Source organism: Chthoniobacterales bacterium, from assembly GCA_036569045.1.
Lineage (GTDB): Bacteria > Verrucomicrobiota > Verrucomicrobiia > Chthoniobacterales > JAATET01 > JAATET01.
On sequence record DATCRI010000055.1, the window covers coordinates 1 to 20357 of the forward strand.

The 20357-nt window shown below is 63.4% G+C and carries 21 protein-coding genes; 7 read left to right on the plus strand and 14 right to left on the minus strand.

Annotated elements, in window-relative coordinates:
* A partial coding sequence (locus tag VIM61_10485; protein ID HEY8900826.1) for a helix-turn-helix domain-containing protein occupies positions 1–191 on the plus strand: 191 nt, incomplete at its 5' end.
* Here the strand turns inward: VIM61_10485 and VIM61_10490 are convergent.
* The 3 genes from VIM61_10490 to VIM61_10500 are packed head-to-tail and all read right to left on the minus strand — an operon-like array spanning position 188 to position 2251.
* On the minus strand, positions 188–808 hold the full coding sequence (locus VIM61_10490; GenBank protein ID HEY8900827.1) for an alpha/beta hydrolase: 621 nt from the start codon (positions 806–808) through the stop codon (positions 188–190). The genes VIM61_10485 and VIM61_10490 overlap by 4 nt on opposite strands.
* The gene (locus VIM61_10495) at positions 805–1749 is read right to left on the minus strand and encodes a ring-cleaving dioxygenase (GenBank protein HEY8900828.1); all 945 of its coding nucleotides are present in this window, start codon (positions 1747–1749) and stop codon (positions 805–807) included. The genes VIM61_10490 and VIM61_10495 overlap by 4 nt, the downstream gene beginning before the upstream one ends.
* A 46-nt stretch (positions 1750–1795) precedes the next feature.
* Complete coding sequence (locus tag VIM61_10500) at positions 1796–2251, minus strand: DoxX family protein (protein HEY8900829.1); 456 nt, start codon at positions 2249–2251, stop codon at positions 1796–1798.
* Positions 2252–2348: 97 nt separating this feature from the next.
* Between VIM61_10500 and VIM61_10505 the strand changes: the two genes are divergently transcribed.
* Complete coding sequence (locus VIM61_10505) at positions 2349–3242, plus strand: LysR family transcriptional regulator (GenBank protein HEY8900830.1); 894 nt, start codon at positions 2349–2351, stop codon at positions 3240–3242.
* A 169-nt stretch (positions 3243–3411) separates the two neighbouring features.
* Here the strand turns inward: VIM61_10505 and VIM61_10510 are convergent, their stop codons facing one another.
* Positions 3412–3951, minus strand: coding sequence for a YhcH/YjgK/YiaL family protein (locus VIM61_10510; GenBank protein ID HEY8900831.1), 540 nt, complete (start codon positions 3949–3951; stop codon positions 3412–3414).
* 134 nt (positions 3952–4085) lie between these two features.
* Here VIM61_10510 and VIM61_10515 point away from each other — a divergent pair, with 134 nt between their 5' ends.
* Positions 4086–5258, plus strand: coding sequence for a TMEM43 family protein (locus VIM61_10515; GenBank protein ID HEY8900832.1), 1173 nt, complete (start codon positions 4086–4088; stop codon positions 5256–5258).
* 12 nt (positions 5259–5270) lie between these two features.
* Here VIM61_10515 and rsmH read toward each other — a convergent pair whose 3' ends face one another.
* Together rsmH and VIM61_10525 are read right to left on the minus strand one after the other, a co-directional pair.
* Positions 5271–6305 (minus strand): 16S rRNA (cytosine(1402)-N(4))-methyltransferase RsmH, encoded by a 1035-nt coding sequence (rsmH, locus tag VIM61_10520; protein ID HEY8900833.1) that lies wholly within the window; start codon positions 6303–6305, stop codon positions 5271–5273.
* Complete coding sequence (locus tag VIM61_10525; protein ID HEY8900834.1) at positions 6302–6652, minus strand: nucleotide pyrophosphohydrolase; 351 nt, start codon at positions 6650–6652, stop codon at positions 6302–6304. Before VIM61_10525 ends, rsmH begins: the two co-directional genes overlap by 4 nt.
* 411 nt (positions 6653–7063) lie before the next feature.
* Between VIM61_10525 and VIM61_10530 the strand changes: the two genes are divergently transcribed.
* From VIM61_10530 to yjfF, 4 genes are read left to right on the plus strand one after another with little or no spacing between them, the layout of a single operon-like run.
* Positions 7064–8038: an ABC transporter substrate-binding protein gene (locus tag VIM61_10530; protein ID HEY8900835.1), complete on the plus strand. Its 975-nt coding sequence runs from the start codon at positions 7064–7066 to the stop codon at positions 8036–8038.
* 33 nt (positions 8039–8071) lie between these two features.
* Positions 8072–9604, plus strand: a complete 1533-nt coding sequence (locus tag VIM61_10535) for a sugar ABC transporter ATP-binding protein (protein ID HEY8900836.1) — start codon at positions 8072–8074, stop codon at positions 9602–9604.
* Complete coding sequence (locus tag VIM61_10540) at positions 9597–10646, plus strand: ABC transporter permease (protein ID HEY8900837.1); 1050 nt, start codon at positions 9597–9599, stop codon at positions 10644–10646. Before VIM61_10535 ends, VIM61_10540 begins: the two co-directional genes overlap by 8 nt.
* Positions 10643–11608: a galactofuranose ABC transporter, permease protein YjfF gene (gene yjfF, locus VIM61_10545; GenBank protein HEY8900838.1), complete on the plus strand. Its 966-nt coding sequence runs from the start codon at positions 10643–10645 to the stop codon at positions 11606–11608. Before VIM61_10540 ends, yjfF begins: the two co-directional genes overlap by 4 nt.
* Here the strand turns inward: yjfF and VIM61_10550 are convergent.
* The 8 genes from VIM61_10550 to VIM61_10585 all read right to left on the minus strand — a co-directional run bounded on the left by VIM61_10550 (position 11605) and on the right by VIM61_10585 (position 20177).
* On the minus strand, positions 11605–12213 hold the full coding sequence (locus VIM61_10550; protein ID HEY8900839.1) for a hypothetical protein: 609 nt from the start codon (positions 12211–12213) through the stop codon (positions 11605–11607). The two genes, yjfF and VIM61_10550, sit on opposite strands and share 4 nt — an antisense overlap.
* 466 nt (positions 12214–12679) lie before the next feature.
* Positions 12680–13138, minus strand: a complete 459-nt coding sequence (locus tag VIM61_10555) for a hypothetical protein (GenBank protein HEY8900840.1) — start codon at positions 13136–13138, stop codon at positions 12680–12682.
* A complete protein-coding gene (locus VIM61_10560) occupies positions 13135–14208 on the minus strand; it encodes a hypothetical protein (protein HEY8900841.1) in 1074 nt (357 codons plus the stop codon). The genes VIM61_10555 and VIM61_10560 overlap by 4 nt, the downstream gene beginning before the upstream one ends.
* Entirely contained in the window at positions 14205–17354 is a 3150-nt protein-coding gene (locus VIM61_10565) for a CusA/CzcA family heavy metal efflux RND transporter (protein ID HEY8900842.1), read from the minus strand. The genes VIM61_10560 and VIM61_10565 overlap by 4 nt, the downstream gene beginning before the upstream one ends.
* Before the next feature lie 3 nt (positions 17355–17357).
* On the minus strand, positions 17358–18104 hold the full coding sequence (locus VIM61_10570) for a hypothetical protein (protein ID HEY8900843.1): 747 nt from the start codon (positions 18102–18104) through the stop codon (positions 17358–17360).
* Positions 18101–19369: a TolC family protein gene (locus tag VIM61_10575; GenBank protein ID HEY8900844.1), complete on the minus strand. Its 1269-nt coding sequence runs from the start codon at positions 19367–19369 to the stop codon at positions 18101–18103. Before VIM61_10575 ends, VIM61_10570 begins: the two co-directional genes overlap by 4 nt.
* Positions 19370–19379: 10 nt before the next feature.
* Positions 19380–19772 (minus strand): hypothetical protein, encoded by a 393-nt coding sequence (locus VIM61_10580; protein ID HEY8900845.1) that lies wholly within the window; start codon positions 19770–19772, stop codon positions 19380–19382.
* 111 nt (positions 19773–19883) lie between these two features.
* On the minus strand, positions 19884–20177 hold the full coding sequence (locus tag VIM61_10585) for a hypothetical protein (protein HEY8900846.1): 294 nt from the start codon (positions 20175–20177) through the stop codon (positions 19884–19886).
* Positions 20178–20357 lie beyond the last annotated feature (180 nt).

Consider the following 20357-nt stretch of genomic DNA (forward strand, 5'->3'; position numbering starts at 1 on the left):
GTCCCGGCCGGTGGCTCCGGAAGGCGCGGCGCACCCGGGCCGAGCATCTGCTGGGCGTGACCGACCTCGGGATTCAGGAGATCGGGCGGCAGTGCGGGTATGCCGAGCTGGCGGCATTTTCCGCGGCATTCAAGCAGTGGACCGGACGCGCGCCCCGCGCGTTTCGCCGCGAGCGGGAGGGCGCGGGTTAGCGGTCCTCGAGCCAGCGGCGCGTGGTCTCCACGGCGTATTCGGTGAGGCCGTGGCCGGCGTTCTCGAAGCGCAGGGTGACGTCCGCTCCGCATTCCGCAAGCAACGCGGCGAGCCGGCGGGTGTTTTCTGCGGGCACGATCGGGTCGTGATGCCCCGCGGCGAGCAGAACCGGAGTGCCGGCGAGATCCGGAGACGTTTCGGGGACGAGCGGCACCATCGGCCGCAACAGGGCCGCCCCGGCAAGCGTGCCGGGGTGCAGAAGCAGCAGGCTGCCGGCGATGTTTGCGCCGTTCGAGTAGCCGACCGCGAGGAGTTGCTTCGGATCGAACTGGTATTCCTCCGCGGCGGCGGTGAGGAAAACCGCCAGTTCGTGGGTGCGGCGGATCAGGTCTTCCTCGTCGAAAACGCCCTCGGCGAGCCGACGAAAGAAGCGGGGCATGCCGTTCTCGAGGACCTGTCCGCGCGGACTGAGGAGCGCCGCGGAGGGATCGAGCGAGCGGCCGAGGGGCAGGAGGTCGTTCTCCGTGCCGCCGGTGCCGTGCAGAAGCAGCAGGGTGCGAGCCGAGCGGCCGGGCACGTGAACGTGAGGACGGTCGAGTGGAGTGGTCGGTTTCATATTTTTGCGGGCAGGGTGATTTTCGGCAGGATGTCCTCGATGCGTGGACGGGATGATTCCATCCACGAGGGCAGGCGCAGGGTCGTGCCGAGTTCGGCCCTGGATTCATCCGTGGCGAAGCCGGGCTGGTCGGTGGCGATTTCGAAGAGCACGCCGCCGGGTTCGCGGAAGTAGATCGAGCGGAAATAGGTGCGATCCATCACGGGGCTCACGCCGTAGCCGAGCGTGGCGACCTTGTTCTGCCAGGCGACATGCTGCGCGTCGTTGGCGGCGCGGAACGCAATGTGATGCACCGAGCCAGCGGCCGGGCGGGCCGGGCCGAGGTCCGGCCGGGCCAGCAGATCGATGACCGTCCCGGGTGCGCCGGAAGCGGCCGTTTCGAAACGGGTGCGGTCGCCCGATTTCTGGGTGAGTCGATAGCCGAAGGTTTCGGTGAGCAATTGCGCGGTCGCGTCGGGGTGATGCGAAATCGCGGTGATGCCGTGCAGTCCGCGGATCGTGCATTCCGCCGGAACCCCGCCGTCGGTCCAGGGTTGGATCTGGTCGGAGGTCGGGGTTGCGATGAGCTCGATCGGCAGGCCGTCGGGATCTTCAAAACGGATGACCGTTTCGCCGAAGCGCTCCGATGTGCTGGCGTTCACGCGGTGGGCGCGCAGGCGCTCGAGCCAGTAGCTGACCGCGTTTTCCGGAATGGCGAACGCATTCGCCTCGGTTTCGCCGGAGCCATGGATGCCGCGGCGGGCGTGGGGCCAGGGGAAGAAGGTGAGAATCGTTCCCGGCGTGCCCACGGCGTCGCCGAAGTAGAAGTGGTAGCTACCGGGATCGTCGAAATTGACCGTGCGTTTCACGAGGCGCAGGCCGAGCAGGCCGGCGTAGAAATCGAGGTTGCGCTGTGGATCGCTCGCGATCGCGGTGACGTGATGGAGGCCGGAGATGTTCATGATCTTGGTGGGTTGGAGGCGGCCGGTTGACCGCCCCCGGTTGGGTTCAGCTCAATTTCCTGGCGATGGCCGAGTCGGCGGAGAGCAGGCCGCCGCCGCGGATGATGAGGGCGATTGCGATGCCGATGGCGAGCAGGTGGTATTCGAAGCCTTCGCCCTTCTGGGCGCCGGTCCAGTTCATGAAAAAGCCGAACTGGGAATGCACCGTGGCAATGGCGACGACCATCGTGGAGGCGATGCCGAGCGCGGCAATGCGCGTGCCGAGACCGAGAATCAATCCGATCGAACCCGCAAACTCCGCAGCGATCGCGAGGAAGGCGAAGAGCGCCGGAATGTGCATCGTGCCGGTGAAGAAGCCCATCGTGCCGGTGAAGCCGTAGCCGCCGAACCAGCCGAGCACTTTTTGCGCGCCGTGCGGGAAGAAGACGGCGCCGAGGGTGAGTCGGAGGACGAGGGTGGAGAGCGTATTGTCGGTTTTGAGCAGGTAGGTGAGTGCTTTCATTGGTTGTGTTGGTTGAGGCGAAGGTAGGATTCCGCGAGGCGGCGCGATAATGCTGGTTTGGCATTGAGGTTATGCATGTCGTGCATATGTTGCGGGCATGCTCGGGCAGCTCAGGGCGTTTCTTGTCGCAATGGAGGAGGGCAGCCTCAACCGGGCGGCGGCGCGTCTCCGCATGTCGCAATCCGCCCTCTCGCGGCAGATGCAGGTCCTCGAGGCGGAGATCGGCGGAGCCCTGTTCGAGCGAACCGCCGCCGGCGTGCGGCCAACGGACGCCGGCCATGCGCTCGCCAGCGCGCTGCCGAAGGTGCTGGCCGATTACGACGTCGCGATCGCGGAGGCACGGCGTCTGGCCCGGGGGCAGCGCGACCTCATTCGCATCGGCTACCTTGGCTCGGCGGCGCAAAGCTTCCTCAATCCTGCGCTGGCGACGCTGCGCCGCACGCATCCCGAGGTGAAGGTGAAACTGCTCGACCTCTCACCGGGCGAGCAGATCAGCGCGTTGCGGAAGGGGGAAATCGACCTGGCGCTCACCGGACAGGAGGGGTCGGCGGCCTCGCAGGAGTTTTACACGCGCAAACTGGCAACGCTGCCCGTTGTCGCGGTGTTGCCGGCTGATCATTTGCTGGCGGGTAGGAGAAGTATTTCGCTGGCGGCTTTGCGCGGGGAGCGATTTATTTCGGCACCCGAAGCGGACATGCCCGGGCGGGACCGATGGATTATCCAGCTATGCCGAAAGGCCGGCTTTCGTCCCAACTTCGTCCAGCAGGGAGAGAGCATTTCCCAGATGTTCTCGCTGGTGAGCGGAGAGGGCGCAGTGGCGCTGGCGCCCGGCTATTTGAAAGACATCGTCGTCCCCGGGGTGGCGTTCGTTTCGATCGCCGATCCGTCGGCGAAGTGGGATTTTCTCGTCATCTGGCAACGTGGCCGAATGCCGGCCGCCCTGCGCGCCCTTTTGGACGCGATGAAGTGCCGCCCCGCGGAGAGGAAATGATTCGCGGCTTACGTGCAGCCTCGAATCAGAAAGAGGATGAGCAGAACCGGCACGGGAATGCCGATCAGCCAAAGAGCCACCCAGCCCCAGGCTCCGGCGCGAGCTTTGTCATGGAGGTATCTCATGCCCGAAGATCGCGGCGACGCGGCCGAATGCGGGGATGAAAACGCTAGCTGATGAGCCGAACAGGGATTTTCACGACCAGCTTCCGGAGCGGAGCTCCCTCGCCGATCGCGATCTTCGGGCAGTGGGCCTCCCCGGGAAAAAACACGGCGAACTCACCGGGGCGAAGGGCCAGCAGGTGGCCGACCTCCGTGGGCGGCGCAAATTTTTCCGTGTCGCTTTCTGCCTTGAAAAGGGTGGGTTCGCCGAGCGACGCGACGGGCAGCAGGCGGATGCCCTCGATGCCTTCGATGAGATACTGGATGTCGATCGTCTGCCGATGATTTTCCCAGACGCATTCCGCCTCGGGTTTCGTCGTGTAGCCGTGGACGTTCACGAACCATCCTGGCTGTCCAAGCTCGTAGATTCCAGGTTCTGCCGAGGCGGCGTGGGTGGCGATCCAGGCGAGCGACTCGCGAAAGATCGGGTGCGTGAGGAAGGGCTGCCAGAGAGCGGGAGAGGAAAGCGCGGAGACAAACATCGGTTTCAAAAAAATGCAGGCCGCCGCGACGAATGCCACGACGGCCTGCTGTTCCCCCCAGAACAAGGCGAATAGTATGCATGGCCCGTGCCAATGCAAACTCTTTTTTCATTTCTTCGCGAAAAAGATTCGTGGGACGGAAAGTTTGATGGGTCGTCAATCGCGTTGACTTCCTGGGGTCGAACGAATTGCTTGGCCGGATGGGTAACGATTCGGTCACGAAGACTACGAGCCAATCCTGGTTTTCCCGCCTCGGAGGCGCGATTGCCGGCGTGCTTGTCGGAGTGTTCCTGTTTTTCGCGGCCTTTCCGTTGCTGACGTGGAATGAGGGCCGAGCCATCAAGCGGATCAAGACGCTGCAGGTCGGTCGCGGCGAAACGGTCTCCGTGCCGGCTGCGCTCATCGATGCCGCGAATGATGGCCGGCTGGTGCACGTCACCGGCGACCTCGTGGCTACGGAGGCCGTGAGCGATGAACAATTTGGGCTGACCGCGCCGGTCATCAAGCTGCGTCGCAAGGTCGAGATGTATCAGTGGAGCGAGGATGAGAAATCCGAGACGCGCAAGAAGCTCGGCGGCGGCGAGGAGACGGTGACGACCTACACCTACGCGAAGTCGTGGAGTTCTGGAGCGGTGAATTCGGATTCCTTCCATACGCCGCAGGGGCACGAGAATCCGAAGGAGTGGCCGGTGCGCGCGGAGACATTCGTGGCAGATCCGATTACGGTGGGCGCCTTCACGCTGCCGGAAAGTCTGGTATCCCGAATCGACAATTTTCAGCCGCAGGCGGTGTCGGCGAAAGACAAGGCGGCGATTTCCCATGATTTCGGACTTCCTGTCGCGGTGGCCGGAGAGGGTTTTTATCTGGGGGCGAATCCCCGGGAGCCGGCGATCGGTGATATGAAGGTGAGCTTCGAGGTGGTGAAGCCAGGCCCGGTGAGCATCCTGGCGCGGCAGATTCAGACGACCTTCGAGCCGTATGCCGTGAAGGGTTTGGGAAGCATCGAGCTCCTCGAGGCTGGCACGGTGAGCGCGGAGAACATGTTCGCGGCGGCGGAGCAGGAGAACACCATCATCACGTGGCTGCTGCGGCTTGCCGGATTTGTGATGATGTTTCTGGGCCTTGTGCTGATTGCGAATCCCCTGTCGGTGCTCGCCGACGTCATTCCTTTCATCGGGAACATCGTCGGCGCGGGGGCCGGACTGGTCGCGTTCTTCCTCGCGGCTGGCCTGAGCTTTGTGACGATCGCCCTGGCCTGGCTGGCTTTCCGACCGCTTATCGGGGTGCCGTTGCTGATCGCGGCGCTGGCCTGCGGCTACTTCGGCGTGCGGGCAATGGGCCGACGCAAGGCGACGCCGCCGGCCGTGGCGTAACGACGCCCCGACCTAGCGAATCGCCCAGCGCAGCTTCGCCGAAGTGGCGCGGGGATTCGCCCGGCATTCTTCCGCGCTGGGACGCTCGACATTCTCCGAGATTCGCGAGAATCGCCCGTCGCGCAGCGCGGCCTGGAAGGCCTTTTTCACGCGACGATCTTCCCCGGAATGAAACGTGAGGATCGCGACGCGCCCGCCGGGATTCAGGCACTCCGGCAGATGTCGGAGCAGCGTGTCGAGGGCCGTGAACTCCTCGTTTACCGCGATCCGCAATGCCTGGAAAACGCGCCGCACCGTCCTTTCGCGCTCGTCTTCGGAAATGGCCGGCAGGGTCTGGCGGATGGCGGCCGCGAGTTCCGTCGTCAGCGCAAAGTTGCCTCCGGCGAGGCGTTCGGCCAGCTGCGTCGCGCGGGGCTCGTCGGCGTTTTCCGTCAGGCATTCGGCGAGCGCCCCGGGACTCATGCGAGCGAGCAGGGCGGAGGCTGGCAGGCCTTTTCCGGGGTTCATGCGCATGTCGAGCGGACCGGGAACCTTGAAGGAAAATCCGCGGGCGGGGGCATCGATCTGCATCGAGGAAAGGCCGAGATCGGCGAGAATGCCATCCACGCCGGCAAGGCCTTCCGCGGCGATGACCCTGGGCAGACCGGCGAAGTTCGAGCGACGAACGGCGAACGTCGCTTCGTCAAATCCCCGGGCGCGCAGGCGCTGCTCCGTGCGGGGTTGCTCGAGGGGATCGACATCGAGGCCGATCAATCGGCCGCCGGGCTGGAGCCGGGGGAGAATCGCCCCCGCGTGGCCGCCGTAGCCGAGGGTGCAGTCCACGAAGACGTTGCCGGGCGCTGGGGCGAGCGCTTCGAGGATCTCGTCGACCATGATCGGCAGATGCGCGCCGGCGGGTGTCTTGCCCGAGGCGATGACCTTCGCGACGGTCTCGGGATATTTCTCCGGCGCGAGTTCCTTGTATTTCTGTTCGAACCGACGCGGATATTTTCCCGCGTAGCGCGGACGGCGACGGTGTGGCTCGGGAGGCGTGGCGCCGTCGCTCACAGCTCGTTGTATTTGCGGTTCGACCCTTTTGCCTTGGCCACCGGGTAGCGTTCCTCGTTGCGGGCGAGCTTGGCCCGCATGGCGGCGGCGAGATCGATGCCGCAGTTGTCGGCGAGCTCGAAGAGAAGGATCGCCACGTCGGCGATCTCGGATTCGATCTCCGCCCGGCGCTCGACAATTCGGAGGTCGGATTGTTCGGGGCTCTGCCAGACAAAATGCTGGAGGAGTTCGCCGGCCTCGGCCGTGATCGCGATGGCGAGTTCCTTCGGATTGTGGAATTGCCGCCAATCGCGCGCGTCGCGAAAATCGCGAATCTCCTTCGTCAGGGTGAGAATGTCCGTGGACATGCGGGAAGAATGTCTCGCCGGCGGGTGGATGGCGATGCCGTTTGCAGGCTTCCCCTGCTCGCAGGCGCCAATGAGGTTGTCGCGGACTGTTCTTCGCGATACGAGTGGGGTTTTTCGCCCTCCGAATGAAGATGAGACGGATCAAACTTTGCGCCGTGGATGCCCCGGTCATTTCCCGGGACTGTCGACGCTCGCGATACGGAAGGCTTTACTGTCAAGCGGAGGCCCGATTGCCAAAAAATCTCCCGGGACAAAATAGTCGCAACATGTCACGGTCCTCTGAGTGCAGGCGGTCGGCGGACTTCGCCGTTTCGCTTTCTACGACGGATTCCCGCTCGCGAAATCCGATCGTGAATCGATTCTCCAACTCTTTTTCGTAAACCAGTCACAGCATCACCCTCCCTGAATTCCATGAAAAATCTGTTCCCCGCACTCGCCCTCCTCTCTGTTGGTTGTCTCCTTACTGTTGGTTGCCAGAAAAAGGAGGGCGGAGCTGCTGGAGGCGGCAAGGAGTCGCTCACCGTCGGATTTTCGCAAATTGGCGCCGAGAGCGCCTGGCGCACGGCGAATACCGATTCCATCAAGGCCGAGGCGGAAAAGCGGGGCGTGAAACTCATTTTCTCGGATGCCCAGCAGAAGCAGGAAAACCAGATCAAGGCCCTGCGTTCCTTCGTGGCGCAGGGGGTGGACGTGATCGCGTTTTCCCCGGTGGTCGAAACCGGCTGGGAGCCCGTCCTGCAGGAGATTCATCAGGCCGGCATTCCGGTGATCCTCACCGACCGCGCCGTCGACGTCACCGACGACTCGCTCTTCGTGACCTTCATTGGTTCGGACTTCACCGAGGAAGGTCGCCGCGCCGGAAAATGGCTCGCGGAAAAGACCGGCGGCAAGGCGAAGATCGCCGAGCTCGTGGGCACGCCCGGTTCCGCGCCGGCCATCGATCGCAAGAAGGGATTCGAGGAGGTCATCTCCAAATATCCCGACATGAAGATCATCAAATCGCAGAGCGGTGAATTCACCCGCGCGAAGGGCAAGGAAGTCATGGCCGCCTTCCTCAAGGCCCCCGATGCCAGGGACATTACCGTCCTCTACGCGCACAACGACGACATGGCGCTCGGCGCGATCCAGGCCATCGAGGAAGCCGGCCTCAAGCCCGGCAAGGACATCATCATTGTCTCCGTCGACGGCGTGAAAGGCGCCTTCGAAGCCATGGTCGCCGGCAAGTTGAACTGCACCGTCGAGTGCAACCCGCTCATCGGGCCCCAGCTCTTCGATGCCGTGGAGGCTGCCGCAAAGAACCAGTCGCAGCCGAAGCGCATCGTCGTGGAGGAGGGCGTATTCGACGAATCGAAGGCCGCGGCTGAACTGCCGAAGCGCCAATACTAGGCCGGTCTTCGACCCTCTTACCGAGCTTCCTTGATGAGCGAAAACGTCCTTTTGGAGGTCCGCGGCCTCTCGAAAAGTTTCCCCGGAGTGCGCGCGCTCTCGGACGTCGACTTTACCGTCCGCCGCGGGGAAGTGCATGCGCTGATGGGGGAGAATGGCGCCGGCAAAAGCACGCTCATCAAGGTGCTGACCGGCGTTTACGAGCGTGATGCCGGAGAGGTTCACCTGGAGGGAGTTCCCATTCACGCGCGGAGCACTCGCGACGCCGAGGCGGCAGGCATCAGCACCGTCTATCAGGAAGTGAATCTTATTCCCGACCTCTCGGTCGCGGAGAACATCTGTCTCGGTCGGCAGCCGACCCGCTTCGGGAAGATCCAGTGGGGCGCCATCACGAAACGCGCGAAGCAGGCCCTGGCCCGGCTCGATCTCGACCTCGACGTCAATCGCCAGCTCTCCTCCTGCTCGATCGCTGTCCAGCAGATGGTCGCGCTCGCCCGCGCGATGGATGTCGATGCGAAGCTGCTGATTCTCGATGAACCCACCTCCAGTCTCGACGAACGCGAGGTCGCCGAGCTTTTCAAGGTCATGCGCAAGCTGCGCGCCGAGGGCATGGGCATCGTCTTCGTCACCCACTTCATGGATCAGGTGTATTCGATCACCGATCGCATCACCGTCCTGCGGAACGGCACGTTCGTCGGCGAGTATCTCACAAAGGAATTGCCCCGCCTCGAGCTCGTGGCGCGGATGATCGGCAAGGACGTGAAGGACGTGGAGGCGCTGGAGCAGAAGCATCCGGACTCCGCGAGCATCCAGCTCGGCGAACCGTTCCTCGCGATCAAAAATCTCGGCCGCCGCGGCTCGGTCTCCTCGATCGATCTCAGCGTCCGCCCCGGCGAGGTGGTCGGCCTGGCCGGTTTGCTTGGCTCCGGTCGCACGGAAACGGCCCGATTGATCTTCGGCGTCGACCGGCCGGAAACCGGCGAGATTTTCATCGATGGCAAATCGGTGAAGATCAACTCGCCCCGGGCCGCGATGGGGCATCGCATTGCCTTCACGGCGGAAAACCGCAAGGAAGACGGCATCATCCCGAACCTTTCCATTCGCGAGAACATCGTGCTCGCCTTGCAGGCCAGCCGCGGACCGTGGCGGAAGCTGTCGCGAAAGACGCAGGATGAACTCGCCGACCGGTTCATCAAGGCCCTGCGCATCAAGACGCCCGGCCCGGAGCAGCTCATCAAGAATCTCAGCGGCGGCAACCAGCAGAAAGTCCTCCTCGGCCGATGGCTGGCGACCGAGCCGCGCCTCTTCATTCTCGACGAGCCCACCCGCGGCATCGACGTCGGGGCCAAGGCGGAGATCGAGAAACTTATCGACTCTCTCCGCAAGGAAGGGCTCGCCATCATCTTCATCAGCTCCGAGCTGGAAGAAGTCGTCCGCACCAGCCAGCGCGTCGTCGTGCTGCGCGACCGCAAGAAGGTCGGAGAGTTCGCCGGCGCAGAGATCAACGAACACGCCATCATGAACCAGATCGCGGCCCCTGCGGCCGAGGCATCCTCCCATGCTTAGCCTCGTCAGCATCCTTTTTTGGCCGGTCTTCGTTGCGCTGCTTGTCGTCGCCCGCCGCCAGCGCATTTTCTGGCCGCTGCTCGCCCTTGGCCTGCTGCTCCTTTTCAACCAGCTCTTCACGCCCGGCTTCTTCGGCCTGGAGATTCGCGATGGCCACCTCTACGGCGCGCGCATCGACGTGCTGAAGCAGGGCGTGCCCGTGATGCTGCTCGCCCTGGGAATGACGCTCGTCATCGCGACCGGCGGGGTCGATCTCTCCGTGGGTGCGATCATGGCTGTCTCGGGCGCGGTTCTCGCGCAGGCCGCCGTGAGCTGGGGATGCTCTCCGGCGGTCTCGATTGCCCTGGCGATCGGCGTCAGCCTGCTGCTCGGTGCGTGGAACGGCGCGCTCGTCGCCGGCATCGGCATTCAGCCGATCGTGGCCACGCTCATCCTGATGGTGGCCGGCCGTGGCATCGCGCAGCTCATCACCGACGGCCAGATCATCAACTTCACGGATCCCACGCTTGTCTTCATTGCGAACGGCTACGTGCTCGGGCTGCCCTTCAACTTCATCCTCGTGCTCCTGATGCTCGGCGTCACCGCCGCGCTCACTCGCGGCACGGCGCTCGGCCTGCTCATCGAAGCCGTGGGTGATAACGATACCGCCAGCCGCTTCGCCGGCGTGAACTCGCGCTTCGTCAAGTTCACGACCTACGTCTTCCTCGGCTTCTGCTCCGCCCTCGCCGGCCTCGTCGCCGCGGCGGAAATCAAGAGCGCGGATGCGAATCACGCCGGCCTTTACGCCGAACTCGATGCGATTCTGGCGGTCGTCGTCGGCGGCACGGCGCTTACCGGAGGGCGTTTCTATCTGCTCGGTTCGCTGGTGGGTGCGCTGCTCATCCAGACGCTCACCACCACGATGTATGCGCGCAACATCAGCGCCGACATCGCGCCCGTGCCGAAGGCGATCGTCATCATCGCGGTGTGCCTGCTGCAAAGCGACCGAGCCCGCGCTCTCTTCACCCGAATGCTGCCCCGCAAGAAGGAGGTCAGCGCATGAATCGTCTGAATCCCAAATACATTCCCCTGCTGGCGACGGCGGTCGTGATGATCGCTCTCTATGCCATCGGGTGCATCCTGTATCCGAATTTCGGTTCGCTCCGCGTCGGCGTGAATCTCTTTGGCGACAACGCGTTCCTTGGCATCGCCGCCGTGGGCGCGACGTTCGTCATTCTTTCCGGCGGCATCGACCTCTCCGTCGGCGCGGTCATCGCCTTTACCACCATTCTCATTGCCACGCTGATCGGCGCGGGCATTGCCCCGTTGGGGGCCATCGCCATCGCGCTTGTCGTCGGGGTCGCCTTCGGGGCGGCGCAGGGCAGCCTGATTCATTTTTTCGCGCTGCCGCCTTTCCTCGTCACGCTCGGAGGCATGTTCTTCATGCGCGGAATGGCCTTCGTGGTGCGGGAGGAATCGCTCGCGATCAAGAACGCCTTCTACAGCCACACCATCCGCGATCTCGCCATTCCGCTCGTCGGACGCGTCTCGATCCCCTTCACCGCCACCTGCTTCATCGTGGTGGTGATCCTCGCGACCCTCGTGTGCGTGTTTACGAAATTCGGCCGTAATGTCTACGCGATCGGCTCGAATGAAAATTCCGCCGCGCTCATGGGCGTGCCGATCGGCCGCACGAAAATTGGCATCTATGCGCTGGCCGGATTCTTCTCCGCGCTCGGCGGATGTGTCGCCACGTTCTACATGCAGTCGGGCAATCCCGCCTCGTTCGTTGGTCTGGAGCTCGACGCCATCGCGGCGGTCGTCATCGGTGGCACGCTTCTCGCCGGCGGCGTCGGGTTCATTCCCGGCACGCTCATGGGCGTGCTCATTCTCGGTCTCATCCAGACGCTCATCACCTTCCAGGGCAATCTGAATTCCTGGTGGACGAAGATCGCCGTCGGCGCGTTGCTGCTGCTCTTCATCGTGTTGCAGAAGTCGATCGGCCGCACCCGCAGCGGCCACTAACCCGAGTTTTCGGTCCAGTCTTCGCCGGGCTCCGGCGACAGATCGGGCGTGGAAGAAGGCCCCTCGGCATTGTCGATTTCGCCGGCGTCGATGGCGTTGATCGGCACATCGAAATCTTCCTCGAGATCGAACTGCACAAAGGGATCGACTTCAACCTCCGGCGGCGCCGTCGAGAGCCAGCAAAGCCCCCAGAATGCCGAGGCGATGACCGCCACGCCGATCGTCATCCTGCGCAGGATGTCACCGAGAGCGGGAGCTGTTTGCGCGACGGGAGTGCCGGCGGTCGGGTTCTTGAAAACGCGATTGGCGGGCTGCCAGGAGCCCTGCCTCGTGGACCAGACGAGATCGCGGTTGCCGAGAGAGATCTCACCGGAGGGCGTCTCGAGCTCGGATCGCGAATACGGCCCGGTCCACGGATGAGTGCCGTCGCGTAGCACGAAAAAGCGTTCTTCCTGCAATTGGGGAGGCACCGCATTCTCCTCGCCTTCGCGGGACTTCGCCGCAAGGGAAATCCTCGCGGAAACGAATTTTCCGGCGATCCGGCGTGGCGGCGGCAGACTCTGATACACAACAACCATTGCCGCCGCGACTGTGGTGCGTGGCATGTCGCTGGTTGCGCCAATCAATGGAAATCCTGATGCCGCTTTGACGGGCTCGAGGACGTCTTCCGATACGCGCAATGGCTTTCGACGCATTCCGCCTGGACGTAGATTGCAGCTTTCTGCGGTCTGAGCTTCTGGCTTTCTGCGGCCTGCTCGAGGGATCGAGTCAATCCGGGCGGCTGGCTACAGGCAAGGCGTCCGCATTCGGAACATTCCATCAGGCAGAGCGCGCTGTCCCCCGACACGTTGACCAGAACACGCCTTCGATCGAAAAGCACGATCTCGCGGACCCGACCTTCCGAGGTCATCGCGGAGATGACTCGAAACACGGTGGCCCGCGAAACCTTGGGCTCAAGCGGGGCGAGGGCTTCGCAGACGTCTCTCGCGGTGAACGGATGCGCGTATCGGGCAACCGCCTCACGAACGATGCGTCTTTGCCTGGTCGCAAAGGTTGAGCCTTTGAGCGGCATTAGTGGGCGTGACCCTCACCCGTGCAGGTGCAGGCATACTCGGGGTGTTTGCACCCTTCGCAAATCGCGGGGTTGTAATCGATCCGGGTGTTCTGCGGTTTCGTCGATTCGGTCGCGCGAATCTGAAGCACGATTCGGTAACCGTCCCCGTCCGGAAGTGCAGTCTCGGAGACGAAAGCCTCCGCAGTCCTGCCGAAAGTGAGCCGGGCTTTCCCGCCTGGAGCTTCGGCAATTGCGGTGATCCGTTGCCCGCCGGGTGCGATGGGCTTGTTCGCTTCGTCGAGGATCGTGACCCGCACTTTCCTGTCCGGCTGGATGAAGAATTCCGCGTGTCCGCCTTCGATCTCGATCACTCGGCCGCCGCTGGGGCCGGCGGCAGGTTTGTGATCGTGGGTGTCCGCCGCGAAAGCGACAGACAGCGAAAGGGTAGCAATGATGATGGGCAGGATTCGTTTCATTTCTTCGTTGGATTTGAGGTGAGGGTAAGGAGGTCAAGATCGAGGTGATTGCGCCACGCGCGGAGGAAGGCCTCGTTTCGGCTTTTGATGGCCCCGAGAGATTCGCGATTCACCTCGAGGACGAGGCTGATGGGAATGGCGCCGACCCGATACTGGCGGTCGGCCAACTCGGCGGCGGATTTGAGATTGGGGGCAAGTTTTTCTGGCACGGCGGCAGCCACTTCCCGTGCGGCGGCGCTCGCGGCTTCCCGACGGTCGATCTCCCGAACGATTTTGGCTCGGACATCATCGAGCAAGCGCGCCCGCGCTTCGCCCGGTGAGGAGGCGCCGGTGCCGGATGGCCGCGTGAAGCCCGTCATGGAGTCCGCGCTTTCCTCGCGCCCGAACCACGGAGTGAGCGTGAATGACTCCAGTCCGACAATCGGGTCCAGACCGGAGAAACCGCGCTCGATCTCGGCGGCTCGCAGGTCATCCATCAGGGTCTTGCCTTCGATCGGCCTGTTTTCCGGTGGCAGAACGAAGGCGTTCTCGACGGTCAGCCTGGCGTCGGGTTTGCGTCCGAGCAGGCCATTCAACTCGATGCGGAGGCGCCGGGCTTCGACCCTTGCGCGAGCGGCCTCGCTCACAAATGGGATCGCGGCGCCCTCGAGGATGCGGGCTTCGATGAGCGCGGCATTGCCGGCGGCTGGCCGTTTTTCAAGCATGCGCACGAGCGCGGTGGTCCGCTGAGCCAGCGTGGCCGCATTGGTCGATATCTCGGTCTCGGATTGATACTCGATGGCCTTGAGCCGCACTTCGCTCGTGAGGACGAAGCGGAACTGCTCGAGGTAGAGCCGGGCGAGTGGCGCATCGAGGTTCAGCACCGCCGCGCGGAGTCGCTCCCGGGCGGGAAAGTCGAGCGGTTGTGGAATCGTGGCCGAATCGGCCAGCGGTTTCGGGAGAGCGGCGATTTGTCGCTCGTAGAAGGCCAGCTCGGGATTCCTGGCCAACGCATCCTGGACAAGGGCGTCGAGAGTTTCAGCGCGAGCGATGGCCGCGCTCAACGCGAAGAGAACGAGCAGTCGTTTCATGATCTGGCTTCCTTTCGGCGTGCGGCGAACGTTTCGAAGGCGAGGTAAAGGATCGGCAGGACCACGAGAGTGAGCAGCGTGGAGCTGACGATGCCGCCGATGACGACGGTGGCGAGCGGTCTCTGGACTTCCGCCCCGGCGCCGCTGCCGAGCGCCATGGGCAGGAAGCCGAGGCTGGCGACCGTGGCGGTCATCATGACGGGGCGAAGCCGGGTCAAAGAGCCCTCGATCACGGCATCGCGCACGGACTTACCGGCTTCCCGCAGCTGGTTGTAATAGCTCACCATCATGAGGCCGTTGAGCACCGCGACGCCGGAGAGCGCGATGAATCCGACTCCTGCGGAAATGCTGAATGGCATTCCTCGAAGCCACAGCGAGAACACGCCGCCGGTGACCGCGAGCGGGATGCCCGTGAAGATGAGGGCGGCCTGCCGGATGCTGCCAAAGGCTGCGAAAATCAGCACGAAGATGACCGTGAGCGCGATCGGAACGATGATGCCGAGCCGCGCTCGGGCCTCCTGCAGGTTCTTGAACTGGCCGCCGAACTCGACCGAGTAGCCCGGTGGAAGACTGACTTCCCTGGCGACTTTGGCCTGAGCCTCCTTCACGAAACTCTCCACATCCCGCCCTCGAAGGTTGACCATGACGACTGCGCGCCGCTGTCCCATCTCTCGGGCGATGGTGTTGACCCGCTCGCTGACTTTGAACTCCGCGACCTGGCCGAGCGTAATCAGGCCGCCGTCCGAAGTGCGGAGCGGCAGATTTTTCATCTGCCCGATCTGCTTGCGGAGATCTTCGGGCATGCGCACGAGGATCGGGTAGCGACGGTTGCCATCGATGATGCTGCCGGCTTCGCCGCCGGCGATGGCGCTCTCGACCGCGGCGTTCATCTCCGCGGCGTGGACGTTGTAGCGGGACATCGCCTTGCGGTCCGGAAGGACTTCCAGCAACGGAGCTTTGCCGAGCGCGTCGAACTCCACGTCCGCGGCGCCGGGCACTTTCTCCAGCAACTCACGCACCTCCGAAGCGATGCGTTCGATCTCCGCGTAGTCGTCTCCGAAGACCTTCACCGCGATGTCGGCCCGGGTGCCCTCGAGAATCTCGTTGAAGCGCATCTCGATCGGTTGAGAGAAAAGATAGGCTTGGCCAGGCACCTGCACGGTCAGCTCCTGGCTCATGTGATCGGCCGCTTCGTCCTTGCTCGGCGTCCTGCCGTCTTCCTTCGGCCATTCGTCGAACGGCTTGTAGAAGATGTAGGTGTCCGAGACGTTGACGCCCATCGGGTCTGTCGCCACTTCGGACGTGCCGATGCGGGAGAACGTGCGGGTGAGCCCCGGGAATCTGCTGATGAGCACCTTCTCCGCCTTCTCCTGCATGGCAATCGAAGCGTCGAGGCCGATGCTGGTCGTGCGAATCATGTGCGTTGCGAACGAGCCTTCATCGAGCTGAGGGATGAATTCGGCGCCGAGCCGGCTGAAGATGGCCAGCGCCGCGATAAACAGCGCGATCGCGCCGCCGATGACGATCCAGCGAATCCGGATCGCGGCTTCGAGTGCCGGGAGGTAGATGCTCTTGAGCCAGCGCGTGGCGAAGTTGTCTTCCTCGATGATCTTTCCGCGCAGGAAATACGAGCAAAGCACCGGCATGAGCGTGAGCGAGAGGATGAGTGCGCCGATCAGCGCGTAGATGACGGTGAGCGCCATCGGCTTGAACATCTTCCCCTCCGTGCCGCTGAGGGAGAGAATGGGAATGTAGACGATCGTGATGATGGCCACGCCGAAGAAGGTCGGGCGGCCGACTTCCTTCGCGGCGCTCATCACGGTGTGCATGCGCTCGCTCGGACTGAGCAGGCGGCCGAGTTCGTGCTGACGCAGGCCAAGACGGCGAACGATGTTTTCCACCATGACGACAGCGCCATCGATGATGAGGCCGAAGTCCACGGCTCCAAGGCTCATCAAATTTCCGGAGAGGCGCGTTTGCACCATGCCGGTGATGGCGAAGAGGAAGGAGAGCGGGATGGCGGTCGAGACGATGAGCGCCGCGCGCCAGTTGCCGAGCAGCAGGAGGAGCACGGCCATGACCAATAGCGCGCCTTCGAAAAGGTTCTTCTCGACGGTCGCGATGGTGCGATCCACGAGATCGGTGCGATCGTAGACCGTCGTGATTTCGACTCCCGGCGGGAGCTTGGGACGAATCTCGTCGAGCTTCGCCGCGACGCGCCGGGCGACCACGCGGCTGTTCTCGCCGGCAAGCATGAGAGTGGCGCCAAGCACGGCCTCCCGGCCGTTGAACGTGGCCGAGCCGGTGCGGATGTTTTTGCCGACGCTGACTTCGGCGAGATCGCGCACGTGGAGCGGCTCCGCGCCGGCGCGGAACTTCACCGGCAGATCGCCGATCTCGTCCGCCGTTTTCACCCGGCCATCGGCGCGGATCGTGATCTGCTCGCCGCCGATCTGCACGCTGCTGCCACCCGCGTTGTCGACGTTCTCGCCGATGACGCCGGCGAGCTCGTCGAAGGTCACGCCGCTCGCGAGGAGCTTCTCCGGGCGCGGCAGGACAACGATCTGTTTCTCGTAGCCGCCGGAGGCGTTGACCTCGGCGATGCCGGGCACGGAGCGAAGTTGCGGCTTCACCACGAAGTCATGGATGAGCTTCAGTTCCATGAGCTGCCCGTCGCGGGTCTTCGGCTTCTCCGCGAAGTCGGATTTGTAATCCACGACGTAGTAGAAGATTTCCCCCAGCCCGGTCGTGATCGGAGCCAGCTTGGGCGTGACGCCTCGCGGCAGATCATCGGCCGCATTCTGGAGTCGCTCGCTCACGAGCTGGCGCGCGCGGTAGATGTCCGACCCTTCCTCGAAGACGAGCGTGATCTGAGACAGTCCGGTCTTGGAGAGCGAGCGCATCTCGACCACGCCGGAGATGCCGAACATCTCCATTTCCAGCGGATAGGAGACCAGCTTCTCGATCTCCTCCGGAGCGAGGCCTTTCACCTCGGTGTTGATCTGCACCTGGACATTCGTGATGTCCGGCACGGCGTCGATGGGCAGCCGCGAGGCTGCCCAGACGCCGGCGACGAGGAGCGCGGCGGTGGCGAACAGCACGAAGAGGCGCTGCCGCAGTGAGAATTCGATGATTCCTTCGATCATGGTTCAGTGGCAGTGGCCGCCGCCTTTGGTGGCCCGCAGTTCGGTGAGGTAAAGAGGTTCAACGGGATTCGAAACGACGATGTCGCCGTCATAGAGCCCGTCGGTGATTTCGATGAGTTCCGAGCTTTCGGAGCCTGTGGTGATCGGGGTGCGGAGGTAGAATTCGCCGTTCCTGACGTAAGCGAATTTTCCCGTGGAAGTTTCGAGCACCGCCGAACGCGGCACGGCCGTCGCCTCGACCGAGGGCAGCCGGACCGAGACCGGCACGAAGGCGCCGATCGCGAGACGGTGCGTCGGATCGGGAAGTTCGAGAAGGATCTCTACCTTGCCAATCGTAGCGCGCTGCATCGAATCGATCGAACGCACGAAGCCCTCCAGCGAACGACCGTTTGCATCGAAGGTCACCGGCACATCGGCTTCGAGTTGCTCCGCGATCTCCGGCTCCGCCGTTGCCGACGCCAAAGCGGAGGTTGCGCCGACGGTTTCCTCCGCGGTTTGGTAGACCTGAGCCGTGAGCTTTACGACGGGCTGGATGGGCGATGTCACGACCTCCACGGTCGTCAGGCCGAGCGCCTTTTTGGATTCTTCGACGAGACGGATGCCCTTGCCTTCCTCGAAGGAGGTCTCACCACCTTCGGCACCGTGGTCGGGACCTTCTTCGTTGGGTTCCTCCACGGCCGAACTGGGCTTGCCGCACCCGACGAGGAACGTGAGGGCGAAGAGGGAGAGTGCTGTGAGCAGAAATTTCAAGGGGCCTCCTTCCCGACGGCTCCACCGCCGGTTAAAAGATCGAGGTCGAGCAACGCCTTCCAGGCTTCGAGCACCGCGACATTCCAGGTTTGGGTCGCGTTCACATACTCGCGCTGGGTGTCGAGGTAGAGCTGCGCGCCGATTGCTCCCGAGCGGTATTGTTGATTCGCGAGCGATGACGCTTCACGGAGGCCGGACCGTGCGTCCTGCGGCATGCGGCCTAGCTGACGAGTGGTGATCTCGTAGATACGCAAGGTCCGCACGACGGCGGCCTCGGCCTCGCGCTCGGCCTGCACGCGCATGGTCTGGGCCTGCTCGCGCCGGGCCTTTGCGCTCGCGATGTTCCCGACGTTCCAGTCCCAGACCGGAACCGTCGCGGTGATCGCTCCCCCGATGTTCGTTTCCGTTTCTCCGGCGACATCCCGGCTGAAAAACGGTCCGATTGCGAGATCGGGTGCGATTTCAAGACGAGTGGCCGCAAGCTGCTTCCCCGCTCGCTCGACTTCCGCGTGGCGGATGCGAAGCAGCGGATTGTTTTGCTGGCTCGCAAAGACGAGTTTGCTCGTGTCGAACTTCTGCACCGGAGGCTTCAGCTCGGCGCGAATGGAGATTGGCTGTGCTTGCGGCCAGCCAAGCAGGGCGATCAACTCGGCGCGGGCCGTTTCCCGGCGCACCTCCGCCGTTCGCACCGCTTCCTGAAGCGAGAGGAGGTTGCCATTGATGAGCCGCAGCTCCAGTGTCTGCCGGGCGCCCTGGCTTTTGCCTTTCAACGTGCCGGCAAGCTCGGTGCTTTCGCGACCGACCTGCTCGGCAACCGTGCTATCCGCGCTCGCGGCGAGATACTCCAGCGCAAGGAGTCGCACCTTGCCGACAAGCGCGTGGCGAAACTGCTCCAGTCCCAACTCCGCAATCTGGATGTTCCTGTTTGCGATGGCCTTCCGCAGCGTTCCCTTTCCGGGGAACTCCAGCGTTTGCGTGATCGAAGCGCTGAAGGTTGTGCCGTTGCCTTGAAGAACATTCTCGGAATCGCGGACTTCGCGGCTGCCGATCTCGACCGCCACTTCCGGGTTCCTGAAGACCCCGGCCTGGGTTCGCTCCCCTTTGGCAACGGCGACGGCGTGCTCGTAGGACTTGAGTTCCGCGTTGTTCATCAGGGCCTGAGCGACCAATTCGTCGGGGGTCCATGCACGCACCTCGGCCCGCGCCAGCATCGAGCTGGCCAGCAAGATCAGGGCGCACCACACCCCTGTGTGAGCTTTGTCCATCGAGAGAGCCTTAGTGACTCGACGTATGGAGATTCACTTTCACGCGGCTGGCCTGCCTGGCGGCGGCCAGCGGAAAGCTTGTGACGAAGGTATCCGCGCCGTGGCGTGACCGGCTGGCTCGCGGATGACCGAGCTTGATGGTCTCGACATTCTCGACGATCACGCGACCGTTCGCTTCGATGAGTTGCACGTCGAGGTGATTTCCAGCAGAGCTGAACGTCGGGCGGACGGAGCCAGTGACGAGGAACTTATCGCCCCATTCGCAGGCACGGACCGACGAAACCGCGCCCGAAGACTGGATGGGAAGCGCGTTCGACGAAGTCGAAGCGGAGGCGGTGAGCATCAGCGGGCTGAGTGAAGTGACGACGAGAAGATTGCGAAAACTGAAAAAGATGGTGTTCATGTGTCCTGAAATGCGCCTCTTCGATGAGGCGGGTTATCCGTGCGCAGGATACGTCTGCGCGACGGCGGAGAAGTTTTGCGGACGGGTTCAGGGCACGAGCGTGCCCTGATTTCAGGACAGGAGTTGTGGCGGGTATTCGATCTCCAGGACCGGCGCCTCCGGAATGCCACGATAGGGATCGTGGTAAGCCGAATCCGAATAGCCGAGATCGATTACTGAAGCCGACGCCAGAGCGACGGGTTCGGGGGACGAATGGCAGCAGTCACCGTCCGGTTCGGCAGCGGGGTGCGTCGAGTCGGCGGCCTGATCGTGGCATGGGACGATGCCCGCATGCTTGACATGGCAAGCCACCGTCTGCCAGGAGAACGCAGCGAGCGCGATGATCATCGCGAGCAGCACAGTCATTTTTCGATCTCCCGACATCGTTCGATGGTTGTTACTTCCGAATATCGGGGCTGTCAACAAGCCCCGGCTCAGGCATTCGAAAATGAAAGTCGACGAAAGCAGAGAGTCTGAAAGAGGCAGCCTGGGGCCATTCGCGGAATCTCGTCAAAAGTCTTCTGGAATCGGCCAAGGCCAGGGTCG